This window comes from uncultured Sphingomonas sp. (assembly GCF_964244265.1).
Classification (GTDB): domain Bacteria; phylum Pseudomonadota; class Alphaproteobacteria; order Sphingomonadales; family Sphingomonadaceae; genus Sphingomonas.
Genome location: NZ_CAXTHV010000021.1, coordinates 1 through 12,420, shown reverse-complemented (window position 1 = coordinate 12,420; position 12,420 = coordinate 1). Strand labels below are relative to the sequence as shown.

Annotated in this window: 12 protein-coding genes; all 12 read left to right on the top strand. The window is 68.4% G+C overall.

The window, feature by feature from the left end; translation table 11 throughout:
• The first annotated feature begins 13 nt into the window (after positions 1-13).
• The gene (locus tag ACFE7K_RS10000; protein WP_375398046.1) at positions 14-307 is read left to right on the top strand and encodes a hypothetical protein; all 294 of its coding nucleotides are present in this window, start codon (positions 14-16) and stop codon (positions 305-307) included.
• Between the two features lie 330 nt (positions 308-637).
• Complete coding sequence (locus ACFE7K_RS09995; RefSeq protein ID WP_375398045.1) at positions 638-1,156, top strand: division/cell wall cluster transcriptional repressor MraZ; 519 nt, start codon at positions 638-640, stop codon at positions 1,154-1,156.
• Positions 1,156-2,097 (top strand): 16S rRNA (cytosine(1402)-N(4))-methyltransferase RsmH, encoded by a 942-nt coding sequence (gene rsmH, locus ACFE7K_RS09990; protein ID WP_375398044.1) that lies wholly within the window; start codon positions 1,156-1,158, stop codon positions 2,095-2,097. The genes ACFE7K_RS09995 and rsmH overlap by 1 nt, the downstream gene beginning before the upstream one ends.
• Positions 2,097-2,657, top strand: coding sequence for a hypothetical protein (locus tag ACFE7K_RS09985; protein ID WP_375398043.1), 561 nt, complete (start codon positions 2,097-2,099; stop codon positions 2,655-2,657). Before rsmH ends, ACFE7K_RS09985 begins: the two co-directional genes overlap by 1 nt.
• Positions 2,654-4,363 (top strand): peptidoglycan D,D-transpeptidase FtsI family protein, encoded by a 1,710-nt coding sequence (locus ACFE7K_RS09980; protein ID WP_375398042.1) that lies wholly within the window; start codon positions 2,654-2,656, stop codon positions 4,361-4,363. Before ACFE7K_RS09985 ends, ACFE7K_RS09980 begins: the two co-directional genes overlap by 4 nt.
• Positions 4,360-5,775, top strand: a complete 1,416-nt coding sequence (locus tag ACFE7K_RS09975) for a UDP-N-acetylmuramoyl-L-alanyl-D-glutamate--2,6-diaminopimelate ligase (RefSeq protein ID WP_375398041.1) — start codon at positions 4,360-4,362, stop codon at positions 5,773-5,775. Before ACFE7K_RS09980 ends, ACFE7K_RS09975 begins: the two co-directional genes overlap by 4 nt.
• Positions 5,776-5,785: 10 nt before the next feature.
• Positions 5,786-7,162: a UDP-N-acetylmuramoyl-tripeptide--D-alanyl-D-alanine ligase gene (murF, locus tag ACFE7K_RS09970; protein ID WP_375398040.1), complete on the top strand. Its 1,377-nt coding sequence runs from the start codon at positions 5,786-5,788 to the stop codon at positions 7,160-7,162.
• Positions 7,162-8,232 (top strand): phospho-N-acetylmuramoyl-pentapeptide-transferase, encoded by a 1,071-nt coding sequence (gene mraY / locus ACFE7K_RS09965; RefSeq protein WP_375398039.1) that lies wholly within the window; start codon positions 7,162-7,164, stop codon positions 8,230-8,232. Before murF ends, mraY begins: the two co-directional genes overlap by 1 nt.
• A complete protein-coding gene (gene murD / locus ACFE7K_RS09960; protein ID WP_375398038.1) occupies positions 8,229-9,530 on the top strand; it encodes a UDP-N-acetylmuramoyl-L-alanine--D-glutamate ligase in 1,302 nt (433 codons plus the stop codon). The genes mraY and murD overlap by 4 nt, the downstream gene beginning before the upstream one ends.
• Positions 9,531-9,556: 26 nt before the next feature.
• Positions 9,557-10,741 (top strand): FtsW/RodA/SpoVE family cell cycle protein, encoded by a 1,185-nt coding sequence (locus ACFE7K_RS09955; protein WP_375398037.1) that lies wholly within the window; start codon positions 9,557-9,559, stop codon positions 10,739-10,741.
• Entirely contained in the window at positions 10,738-11,898 is a 1,161-nt protein-coding gene (gene murG / locus ACFE7K_RS09950; RefSeq protein ID WP_375398036.1) for an undecaprenyldiphospho-muramoylpentapeptide beta-N-acetylglucosaminyltransferase, read from the top strand. Before ACFE7K_RS09955 ends, murG begins: the two co-directional genes overlap by 4 nt.
• Positions 11,895-12,420: Mur ligase domain-containing protein (locus ACFE7K_RS09945; RefSeq protein ID WP_375398035.1), on the top strand; the 526-nt coding region annotated here is incomplete at its 3' end. The genes murG and ACFE7K_RS09945, both read left to right, overlap by 4 nt.

Sequence of the window (12,420 nt, the reverse complement as noted above, 5' to 3'; positions counted from 1 at the left end):
TATGCCACATACTATGAAAATCTGGATTCGGGACGGCAAGCAGACGGTGCAGCGGGTAAAGGTCGGGGTAATCGGCCTGGCCAGCGTCCTGCTGCTGATCGGCGTCGCGGCGGTCATCTTCAGCGCGGTCGATCGCGAACGGCCAGTGGTGGCGATCGGGGCGCCCAAGGAAGATGTCGTCGCCAATCTGACGATGACCAATTCCGCCACGTCGGAAAATGTCGCCACCAGCGAGCCGCTGGCGGAATTGGGCGTGGCTCCAAGCACTCAGGCTACGCCCGCTGCCTCCGCCGCCGGGCGGCCGTAAATCCGGCGCTCGAACAGCGTGCAGGGGGAAAGCTTGCCGCAATCCGGTTAATCACATGCCGGCGAAGCGCCGTGGCCCTCGATCGGCGCAATATCCCGCGGCAGGGCATAATTGCCGGACATAGATTTGATCGCAGAACAGCTACTTAGACCCACTTTCCTTAATCTAGCCCATCCAGTGGCAAAGATTCCCATTGATCGCCATTAAGTCCCTTGGTAGCAACCTGGGTCATTAGAGGGGCATTTCTTCCCGGCGAATCAGGGCGGTTTCGGCAAGCAGGATGCTGCTTCCGGAAGCTTGGGCAGGCATGCGCGGTGGGGCAAACCAGTCGTGGCGCGACGCAGCAGGTATCAGGGGGCATGGCTGCAGATCGTAGACGATAAAAACCGCGTCTCCATTCCCGCCAAGCTGCGCGAAACCGTGGAGGCCAATACCGCCGCCGAGGATCTGCGCGCCGGGCATAATGTAACGATCGCCATCCATCGCCAAAGCCAATGCCTGATCGGGTACGACCAGGGATATCTCGACGACGAACTCGACCGCGCCGCGCGGATCGAGGATTCGCGGATCGATGCCGACGGACATCCCGATTATGCGATCCGGCGCACCCTGGCCGGGGGCGGCGACCAGGTGGCATTCGATTCGACCGGTCGCTGCGTCCTGGCCGGATGGCAGCGGCGCAAGGCGAAGATCGGCAAGCATGCCTTCTTCTGGGGCTCGATCGACTGTTTTGAAATCTGGGACCCGCAGGTGTTGTTCGCCGATCCCGCCGTACCCGACGTAATGAAGGATGCCTGTCGCGGTCTCATGGAAGACAGGGGTCTTGCGCAAGATGGGGGGCTGTTGTGATGACCGCGCCGCGCCATGTCCCGGTGTTAGGCGCCGAGGCGGTGCGGGCGCTGGCCATCGTGCCGGGCGAGCGCCATGTCGACGCGACCTTCGGCGCCGGCGGCTATAGCAACGCGATGCTGGCCGCCGGTGCGCGCGTGTTCGCGTTCGACCAGGATCCCGACGCTATTGCGGAGGGCCGCACGATGGCCGCGGCCGACGATCGCCTGACATTAGTGCCGGCGCTCTTCTCGACGATGGCGGTCGAGCTGGCCGCACGCGGCGCGGTGCCGGTCGACGGGGTGGTGATGGACATCGGCGTCTCGTCGATGCAGCTCGACCGCGCCGATCGCGGCTTCAGCTTCCAGGGCGACGGTCCGCTCGACATGCGGATGAGCAGGACGGGGCCGAGCGCCGCCGATTTCCTCAACACCGCCGAAGAAGGCGAGATCGCCGACATCCTCTATCATTATGGCGACGAGCCGCGTTCGCGCCGCGTTGCCCGCGCTATCGTCGAGGTGCGGCCGCTGGCCACCACCGGCGATCTCGCGCGCGTCGTGCGCCGGGCGCTCGGGCATCGGTCGCACGACAAGAAGGATCCCGCGACGCGGACGTTCCAGGCGGTGCGCATCCACGTCAATCGCGAACTGGGCGAGCTGGCCGACGGCCTGGTCGCCGCCGAGCGGGTGCTGCGGCCCGGCGGGCGGCTGGCGGTGGTCACTTTCCACAGCCTGGAGGATCGGCTGGTCAAGCGCTTCCTGCGCGAGCGCAGCGGTGCGACGCCGGCAAGGTCGCGCCACCTGCCGCCAACGGCGGCAAGCGCGACGCCGAGTTTTGAACAGATCGGCAAGCCGGTGCGCCCCGGCGATGCCGAGGTGACGGCCAATCCGCGCGCGCGGTCGGCGACGTTGCGCGTTGCGCGGCGAACCGCGGCGGAACCATGGGTACAGGGAGAAGCGTGATGGCGGTGGCGTATCGTTTCCGGTGGTTCGGCTGGTTCGTGCTGTGCGTCGGCGTGATCCTGGGATGCTATCTGATGAGCCTTCGCGTCGCCGCCGAGCGCCGCAAGGTAGTCGAGATCGAACGTTCAATCGCGACCACCGAACGCGAAATTCGCGCGCTGGAGACCGAATTCGACACCCGCGCCAGCCTGGCCCGGCTAGAGCAGTGGAATGGCGACACCCTACGGCTCAGCGCACCGACCGCGGCGCAATATGTCCGCGACGGTGCGGCGCTCGCGTCGATCGACTTCAACCGGCCGCCCGGGTCCAGCGTGCAGGTGCAGGCTGCATCGATCGTTCCCAGCGCTCCGGCGGTTCCTGGCGCGGTCGCCCTGCCGCAGGTCGCTGCGACGGCTGCGCGCGATACGCCCAGGCCGCAAGCGGCGTCGGCCCAGGCCTCGGCTGGCAGCGAGGTCAGGGCGCCGACCAGGGCGGTGGCGATGCTGGACCGTAAGCTGCTGAGCGACAGGACACTTGGCGATCTGGTCAGGGTCGGGCGATCGGAGGGCGGCCTGCGATGACCGCCACGGCGCTTGTCGCGCGGCCGATGGCACCGCGCCGCCAGAGTGACTTGCGGCAGGCCCAGCGCGCGACATCGCAACTGCGGCTGATGGTGATGATGCTGGTTTATGCCGGCGCGGTGCTTCTGGTTGTCGGCAAGCTGGCGCTGCTGGCGGCGCATGCCCAGGGTGACAATGTCGGCGCGATCGGCGGCGCCGGGCCGCGACGGGATATCGTCGACCGCAACGGTGCGCCGCTGGCGCGTACCATCGATACCTGGGCGATCGGCGTCCACCCCGCCAGGCTGCTGGGCAATCGCGGCGAGATCGCCGACCGGCTGGCGGCGATCCTGGGGCTCGATCGCGGCCAGCTCTATGCGGCGCTCACGTCCGGCCGGCCGTTCACCTATATCGCGCGTAACATCTCGGCCTCGCTGGTGACCGACGTCAACGCGATCGGCGAGCCCGCCATCGTGTTCGAACGTCACCGCGATCGCCTCTATCCGCAATCGCAGCTGGCCGCGCACGTCCTGGGGTTCCTCGATCCCAAGGGGGCCACGGGGGTCAGCGGCATGGAGCGCGTCCTCGACGGCCAGCTGTCGGCCGCCGGCGACGCCCCGATCGCACTGTCGATCGACACCCGCGTCCAGGCCGCGATGGAGAGCGAGCTGGGTCAGGCGATGACCAGCTTCAAGGCGCGGAGCGCCGCCGGCATCGTCCTCGACGTCGCTACCGGCGAGGTCGTGGCGATGGTCTCCTTCCCGGTGTTCAACCCCAACAAGGTCGGTGCCGCGACGCTCGACGAGCTGCGCAACAACACTACGCAGAGCGTCTACGAGCTGGGATCGGCGTTCAAGCCGATCACCATGGCGACCGCGATCGACACTGGGGTCGTCACGTCGATGGCGCGGCGGTTCGACGCGACCGCTCCGATGAAGGTCGGCCGCTTCACGATCAAGGACGACCATCCCCAGCGCCGGTTCCTCGATATTCCCGAGACCTTGGTCCATTCGTCCAACATCGCCACCGCGCGCATCGCAAAGGAGGTCGGCAAGGACCGGCTGGCCGCGATGTTCGTCGCGATGGGCTTTCGCGACCGTCCGGCAATCGAGCTGAAGGAACGCGGCCGGCCTTTATGGCCGGGTTATTGGGGCGATATCACGACGATGACCACCGCTTATGGCCACGGCATCGCGGTCACCCCGCTGCACCTCGCCAGCGCCTATGCCGCGCTGGTCAATGGCGGCATCCTGCGCCCGGCCACGCTGTTGAAGGTAGCGCCGGGCAAGGCCGCCGCCGGTCGCCGGGTGATCAGCCAGGCGACCAGCGACCGGATGCGCCAGTTGCTGCGGCTGGTCGTCCTGAAGGGCACCGGACGCAAGAGCGATGTCGCCGGCTATCGCGTCGGCGGCAAGACCGGAACCGCCGAGGTGGCGGTCGCCGGCGGCTATTCCAAGAAAGCCAATGTCTCGACCTTCGCCGCGGCTTTCCCGATGGACGCGCCGCGCTATGTGGTGGTCGCGATGCTCGATTCGCCGATCGGTAATGCCCAGTCCGCCGGCCAGGCGACCGCCGGCTGGACCGCCGCGCCAGTGGTCGGGCGGTTCATCGCGCGTGCCGGGCCGCTGCTCGGCGTGATCCCCGATACCAGCCGCGACATCGATGTTGCCGATTTGCTGCCGTTGCTGTGGGGCGAATCAGGTCGATCCACGGGCGAGCCGGAGTGAAGCTGGGCGAGCTGGTGGCGGGCGGTGGCGACGCCATCGTCACCGGTTTCGCCATCGATCATCGCAAGGTGGCGCCGGGCACCGTGTTCGGTGCGTTCCAGGGGCTGGCGAGGAACGGTGAGGACTTTATTCCCGCTGCCGTCGCCGCCCGCGCGATCGCCGTTGTCACCCGGCCGGAGGCACATGTCGAAGGCGCGCTGCACATCGCCGATCGCCGCCCGCGCCAGCGCTTTGCCGAACTGGCCGCGCGCTTCTTCGCGCCCTTCCCTGAAACGATCGTCGCCGTCACTGGAACCAACGGCAAGACATCCACGGTCGAGATGACCCGCCAATTGTGGTGGATGGCGGGCATGTCGGCGGCGTCGATCGGCACGCTGGGCGTCATTACCGGGGAGGATCGCGTGGCGACCGGGCTGACCACGCCCGACGTCGTCACCTTCCTGTCCAATGTCGCCGGGCTGGCGCGAGAGGGCGTGACCCACCTGGCATTCGAGGCGTCGAGCCACGGCCTGTCGCAATATCGCATGGAAGGCGTCCCGGTCGCCGCTGCGGCGTTCACCAATCTCAGCCGCGATCATCTCGACTATCATGGCGACATGGCCGAATATCTGACCGCCAAGCTGCGCCTGTTTTCCGAAGTACTGGCGCCCGATGGCATTGCGGTGGTGTGGGCCGACGATCCCCGGGCGTCGCGCGTGATCGATCTGGCCCGCGAGCGGCGCAACCCGTTGATCACGGTGGGGGAACGCGGCACGACCCTGCGCCTGACAGGACGCGCGCCGACGCTGCTGGGGCAGGAACTGACCATCGTCGCCGATGGCCGCGAACACCGCGTGGCGCTGCCGCTGATCGGTGCGTACCAGGCGGCGAACGCTCTGGTCGCCGCCGGTCTGGTCGTGGCGACCGGCGGCGATGTCGCGGCGACGCTGGCCGCCCTGGCGCGGCTGCAGCCGGTGCGTGGGCGGCTGGAGCGCGCGGTGATCGCGCGGAGCGGGGCTCCCGTCTATGTCGATTACGCGCACACGCCCGATGCGCTGGAGGCGGCGATCGCCGCGCTCAAGCCGCATGCCGCCGGACGACTGATCGTCGCGTTCGGCGCGGGTGGCGACCGCGACCAGGGCAAGCGCGAACTGATGGGCGAGGTCGCCGCACGCTGTGCCGACGTGGCGATCGTGACCGACGACAATCCGCGCACCGAACGGCCGGCGGCGATCCGCGCCGCGATCCTGCACGGCGCACCCGATGCCATCGAGATCGCCGATCGGCACGACGCGATCGCCTATGCCATCGGCACGGCCGGCGCCGACGACATCGTCCTGATCGCCGGCAAGGGGCATGAGCAGGGGCAGATCGTCGGCGACATGGTGCTGCCGTTCGACGACGTCGCGGTGGCGCGCGCGGTGGCGGCATGAGGGCGGGGTCATGACGCCCCTTTGGACCTCGGCCGCGATTGCTGCGGCAACGGATGGCGTCGCCTCCACGGCCTTTGCCGTGTCCGGCGTGACGTTCGATTCGCGCGAGGTCGGCCTCGGCGACCTGTTCGTCGGGCTGACCGGGGAGACCACCGACGGTCACCGCTTCCTCGATCAGGCGTTCGCCCAGGGTGCGGCCGGAGCGATCGTCAGCACTCCGGCCCCGCACCCTCATGTCCTGGTCGCCGATACCGCCGCAGCACTCGACGCGCTGGCGGTGGCGGCGCGGGCGCGGGTCGATGCGCGGGTGATCGGCGTGACCGGGTCGGCGGGCAAGACGGGGACCAAGGAGGCGCTGTTCGCCGCGCTGGATCGTGCGGCGCCGGACGCGGCGCACCGCTCGGTCAAGAGCTACAACAACCATGTCGGCGTGCCGCTCAGCCTCGCGCGGATGCCGGCGAAGACGCGGTTCGGCGTGTTCGAGATGGGCATGAACCATCCCGGCGAACTCGCCCACCTGACCCGTCTGGTGCGCCCGCATGTCGCGATCGTGACCGCCATCGCCCCCGCCCATGCCGAGTTCTTCCCCGACGAAGCCGCTATCGCCGATGCCAAGGCCGAGATATTCCAGGGGCTGGAGCCGGGCGGGGTGGCGATCATACCGTGCGACAGTCCGCACCGCGACCGGCTGGCGAGCGCCGCCGTTCGCCATGCCGATCGCGTGGTCGGCTTCGGCTTTGATCCTGCCGCCGACGTCTGCGCGCTGGAGACGATGCGGGTGGCGAGTGGCGGTACGTTCGTTACCGCGCGCGTCGGATCCCGCGAACTGAGCTTTACCGTGGCCCCGCCCGGGCGGCATTGGGTGTCGAACGCGCTGGCGGTGCTGGCGGCGGTCGACGCGGTGGGCGGCGACCTGCCGCTGGCGGGTCTCGCGCTGGCCGAACTCGCCGAGCTGGCCGGGCGCGGCGCGCGGCTGACGGTGCCGGTGGCGGACGGCGAGGCGCTGGTCATCGACGAAAGCTACAACGCCAATCCCGCGTCGATGCGCGCGACGCTGGCGGTGCTGGCGGCCGAACCGGCGCCGCGCAAGCTGGCGGTATTGGGGGAGATGCGCGAGCTGGGCGAATCGTCGCGCGATTATCACGCCGCCTTGGCCGATCCGGTCGCGCAATCGGGAGCCGGAACCGTCATCCTGGTCGGCGCGGCAATGCGTCCGCTGGCCGAAGCGCTTGAGGGGAAGGTGGATTTCGTCCATGTCGCCGATGTCGCCGCCGCGCGCGACCGACTGACCGCGGTGCTGGCCCCGGGCGACGCGGTGCTCGTCAAGGGGTCCAACGGCGTCGGGCTGTCGGCATTGGTCGCGGCGCTCGCGGGCGGGAAGGCGTAATGTTCTACTGGATCGCGCAGCATCTCGGCTTTCCCGGGGCCCTCAACCTGATCCGCTATCAGACATTCCGCACCGGCGCGGCGGTGGCGACGGCGCTGCTGATCGGGCTGATCATCGGGCCGTGGTTCATCGGCTGGCTGCGCGTACGCCAGGGCAAGGGACAGCCGATCCGGCTGGACGGGCCGCAGAGCCACCTGGCCAAGCGCGGGACGCCGACGATGGGCGGGCTGATGATCCTGACCAGCATGGCCGCGTCGATCGTGCTGTGGATGGACCTGAGCAACCCGTTCGTATGGTCGTGCCTGTTCGTCACGCTGGGGTTCGGCGCGATCGGGTTCCTCGACGATTACGACAAGGTCAGAAAGGCGAGCACCGCCGGCGTGTCGGGTCGGCTGCGGCTGATCGGCGAGTTCGCGATCGCCGGGATCGCCAGCGCGATCATCGTCCATGTCAACGGCACGCACCTCTATGTGCCGTTCTTCAGCAAGCTGTCGATCGACCTCGGCTATTTCTACATCCTGTTCGCCGCGTTCACGATCGTCGGGTTCGGCAATGCGGTGAACCTGACCGACGGGCTCGATGGTCTTGCGACGATGCCGGTGATCATCGCGGCGGTGGCGTTCATGGTGATCGTCTACCTTGCCGGCAACGTTAAGTTCGCCGAATATCTGGGCATCCCGCACGTGCCCCGGGCGGGCGACCTGGCGATCTTCTGCGGCGCGATCGTCGGCGCGGGGCTCGCCTTCCTGTGGTTCAACGCGCCGCCGGCGGCGGTGTTCATGGGCGACACCGGCAGCCTGGCGCTGGGTGGCGCGCTGGGGGCGATCGCGGTGACCGCGCATCACGAGATCGTGCTGGGCATCATCGGCGGGCTGTTCGTGGTCGAGGCGCTGTCGGTCATCATCCAGGTGTTCTGGTACAAGCGCACCGGCAAGCGCGTGTTCAAGATGGCGCCGATCCACCATCATTTCGAACAGATGGGCTGGAGCGAGCCGACCGTCGTGATCCGGTTCTGGATCATCGCGCTGGTGCTGGCGCTGGCCGGGCTGTCGACGTTGAAGCTCCGGTGATCACCTCGCCCCTCTGGCGCGGCGGACGTTACGCAGTGCTCGGTCTGGCGCGCTCGGGCACGGCGACGGTGCGCGCGCTGGCGGCGAGCGGCGCCGAGGTGACGGCGTGGGACGAGGAGGAAGGGCGGCGCGATCAGTTTCTCCGCGGGACGGGCAGGTTGACCATCGCCGATCCCATGGCAATCGATCTCACCGCTTTTGCCGGCGTGGTCGTATCGCCCGGCGTGCCGCTCAACCGTCATCCGATCGCCGGCCGCGCGCGCGCGGCCGGGGTGCCGATCATCGGCGACATCGAATTGTTCGCCCAGGCGCGCGCCGACCTGCCGCCGCATCGAGTGGTCGGCATCACCGGCACCAACGGCAAGTCGACGACCACCGCGCTGATCGACTTCATCGTCCGCGCCGCCGGCATCCCGTCGACGATGGGCGGCAATATCGGCCTCCCGATCCTGGAGCAGGAGCCGTTGCCTGAAGGCGGCATCTACGTGCTCGAACTGTCGAGCTACCAGATCGACCTGACCACCAGCCTCGACTGCGACGTCGCGGTGCTGCTCAACATCACGCCCGACCATCTCGATCGCTATGCCGGTTTTGACGCCTATGCCGCATCCAAGGCACGGCTGTTCGCGATGCAGTCGCCTGGCCACGCCGCGATCATCGGCATCGGCGATGCGCCGTCCGCGGCGATCGCGCGCGACCTCGCCGTCCATGGCCGCAATGCCGACGTGACCAGGATCGCGCCGGGCATATGCATGGACCAGTCGAAATGGCCGTCGCTGAAGGGACCGCATAACGCGCAGAACGCGCTCGCCGCGATCAACGCCGCCGAGGCGCTGGGCCTCCCGAACGAGGCGATTGACCGCGCGCTGGCCAGCTTTCGCGGCCTGCCGCACCGGATGGAGCGCGTCGGGGTCGTCGGCGGCGTCACCTATGTCAACGACAGCAAGGCGACCAATGCGGAGGCCGCCGCGCCGGCGCTGGCGGCGTTCGACCGAATCCATTGGATCGTGGGGGGACAATCGAAGAGCGCCGATCTCGATGCCTGCGCGCCCTGGTTCGACCATGTCCGCTTGGCCTACACGATCGGCGAGGCGGGGCCGGGCTTCTACCAATTGCTCAAGGACAGGCTGGTCGTCGGCTGTTACGGGACGCTGGCCAACGCCGTCGCCGCCGCCCATGCCAATGCCGAGCCCGGCGAGGTGGTGCTGCTGGCTCCGGCCTGCGCCTCGTTCGACCAATTCCGTGACTTCGAGGATCGGGGCGACACCTTTCGCCGGCTGGTGGGGGAACTGCCTTGAATATCCAGGTGAAGCCGGACGGGCTGATGTCCCGGATCGCACGGCGTGGCGGGCGCAGCGACGGGTCGCCGCTGGGCACCTGGTTCTGGGACATCGATCGCGTGCTGCTGGTGCTCACGCTGCTGCTGATGGCGATCGGGCTGGTCGCGGTGGCCGCCGCTTCGCCCGCTTCGGCGCAGCGTTACTCGGACGCGACCCACAAGATGGCGCCGCTATTTTATTTCTGGCGCCAGCTGATCTGGGTCGGCGTGTCGCTGCCGGTGCTGGTCGGCGTGTCGATGCTGCCGGTCGGGGTGGCACGGCGGCTGGCGCTGATCGGCTGCGTCGGCTTTGTCGCGATGCTCGCGCTGGTGCCGTTAGTGGGGGTAGAGGTCAACGGGGCGCGGCGCTGGCTGGGGTTCGGCATCGCGCAGTTCCAGCCGTCGGAATTCCTCAAGCCGCTGTACATCGTCACCACCGCCTGGCTGCTGTCGCTCAGGGTCAAGGAACCGGGCCTGCCGGTCGCGATCCTGACCGGGGCGATGACTGGATTGATCGCGATGCTGCTGATGCTGCAGCCCGATTTCGGCCAGACCCTGCTGTTCTGCACCGTGTGGCTGTCGCTGCTGATCGTCGCCGGCGTGTCGATGCGGATGATCGCCGGGCTGGTCGGCGTAGCGCCGCTCGGGCTGATCGCGGCTTATCTGTTTTACGACACCGCCCGCACACGGATCGATGCCTTCCTGTTCCCGGGAGCCGGCGCCGGCACCGACCATTTCCAGACCGACGCGGCGCGGGCGACGCTGACCGCCGGCGGCTGGCTCGGCACCGGTCCGTCGATGGGCCAGAAGAAGTTCGGCCTGCCCGAGGCGCATACCGATTACATCTTCTCGGTCATCGGCGAGGAATTCGGGCTGATCGCCTGCGCCATCATCGCCACGCTGTTCCTGGCGATCGTCGTCCGCGTGTTCGTCAAGCTGCTCGACGAGCAGGACGAGTTCCGGATGCTCGCGGCGTCGGGGCTGGCGATCCAGTTCGGCGGCCAGGCGCTGATCTCGATGGCGGTCAATACCGGTCTGGCGCCGTCCAAGGGGATGACGATGCCGTTCATCAGCTATGGCGGATCGTCGATGATCGCGCTGTCGATCGGCATGGGGCTGCTGCTTGCATTCACGCGCCGGAACCCGTTTGTGACGCGCTCTCCCTATATCGTCCGATGGAGCGGCGAATGACCAAGGCGCGGCAGTTCATCCTCGCCGCCGGCGGGACCGGCGGGCACATGGTTCCGGCGGCGGCGCTGGCGGCCGAACTGATACGGCGCGGGCATCGCGTCGACCTGATCAGCGACGCGCGCGGCGTTCGTTTTCCCGGCTTGTTCGAGGGCATCGCGACGCATGTCCTGCCCGCGCGGCGGCTGGAGGGCGGGCCGCTCGGCTGGCTGCGGGCCGGCCGGGCAATCGTGAAGAGCCGCGCGATGGCGGTCGATCTGTGCCGCACCCTGCGGCCGGCGGCGGTGATCGGCTTTGGCGGCTATCCCGCACTCCCAGTGTTGCTGGCGGCGTTCAACCGCCGGATACCGGCTGCGGTCCATGAACAGAATGCGGTGCTGGGACGGGTCAATCGGCTGGTCGCGCGCCGGGTCGATGCGATCGCTACCTCGTATGCCAAGGTCGAGAGGTTGTCGGCAAGTTACGCTGGCAAGGTCCGCCTCGTCGGCAATCCGGTGCGCGACTCGATCCTGGAACTGCGCCATCGGCCGTTCCCGCTACTCGAGGCGGACGGTATCTTCCGCGTGCTCGTCACCGGCGGCAGCCAGGGGGCGACCGTGCTCAGCCAGGTCGTGCCGGAAGGGCTGGCGATGCTGCCGGTCAGTTTTCGCCGGCGGTTGCAGGTGACGCATCAGGCGCGCGTCGAGGATATCGACCGCGCCCGCGCGAAATATGCCGAGCTGTCGATCGCCGCCGATCTCGCCACCTATCTCCCCGATCTGCCGCGCGATCTGGCCTGGGCGCATCTGGTCATCGCGCGCGCCGGCGCCTCGACCATCGCCGAGCTGACCGCCGCCGGGCGTCCCGCGATCCTGGTACCCCTGCCGTCGGCGACCGATGACCATCAGACCGCCAATTGCCGCGAGATCGCCGAGGCCGGGGGTGCGCGGGTGATCGGGCAGGATAGGTTCACGCCGATCGAGCTGGCCAAGCAGATGCAGAAGCTCGGCCTGGAACCCGACGCGCTGGAAAACGCCGCGGCTCGGGCGCGCGCCTGCGGCCATCCCGACGCCGCGCGCGATCTTGCCGACCTGGTCGAGGGGCTGGATCACCCGCCCGCGGACATGCTCATCGGTAAGGCGCAGCCGGCCGGCCCCAGCGGCGAGATCGCCTACGCATGAGCGGGTTCGGGACCGATATCGGCGCGATCCACTTTGTCGGCATTGGCGGCATCGGCATGTCGGGCATTGCCGAGGTGATGCACAATCTGGGCTATGCCGTGCAGGGCTCGGACGTCGCCGACGGCTATGTCGTTCAGGGTCTGCGCGACAAGGGCATCGACGTGAAGATCGGCCACGCCGCCGACAATCTGGGCGATGCGGCGGTGGTCGTCACCTCGAGCGCGATCAGGCGAGGCAATCCGGAAGTCGAGGCAGCGCTGGAACGGCGCATCCCGCTGGTCCGCCGCGCCGAGATGCTGGCTGAACTGATGCGGCTTAAATCCACCGTGGCGGTCGCCGGCACGCACGGCAAGACCACGACGACCAGCATGATCGCGGCGCTGCTCGACGCCGGCGGGGTCGATCCGACGGTGATCAACGGCGGCATCATCAACAGCTACGGCTCGAACGCGCGGCTGGGCGCGAGCGACTGGATGGTGGTCGAGGCCGACGAGAGCGACGGCAGCTTCCTGCGCCTCGACG

Bases quoted from the DNA above. Each gene is read 5' to 3' on its own strand.
- ACFE7K_RS09985 (WP_375398043.1), top strand. From the start codon at position 2,097: ATGGCGGTGGCGTATCGTTTCCGGTGGTTCGGCTGGTTCGTGCTGTGC.
- ACFE7K_RS09955 (WP_375398037.1), top strand. From the start codon at position 9,557: ATGTCCCGGATCGCACGGCGTGGCGGGCGCAGCGACGGGTCGCCGCTG.
- ACFE7K_RS09980 (WP_375398042.1), top strand. From the start codon at position 2,654: ATGACCGCCACGGCGCTTGTCGCGCGGCCGATGGCACCGCGCCGCCAG.
- rsmH (WP_375398044.1), top strand. From the start codon at position 1,156: ATGACCGCGCCGCGCCATGTCCCGGTGTTAGGCGCCGAGGCGGTGCGG.
- murF (WP_375398040.1), top strand. From the start codon at position 5,786: ATGACGCCCCTTTGGACCTCGGCCGCGATTGCTGCGGCAACGGATGGC.
- ACFE7K_RS10000 (WP_375398046.1), top strand. From the start codon at position 14: ATGAAAATCTGGATTCGGGACGGCAAGCAGACGGTGCAGCGGGTAAAG.
- murG (WP_375398036.1), top strand. From the start codon at position 10,738: ATGACCAAGGCGCGGCAGTTCATCCTCGCCGCCGGCGGGACCGGCGGG.
- mraY (WP_375398039.1), top strand. From the start codon at position 7,162: ATGTTCTACTGGATCGCGCAGCATCTCGGCTTTCCCGGGGCCCTCAAC.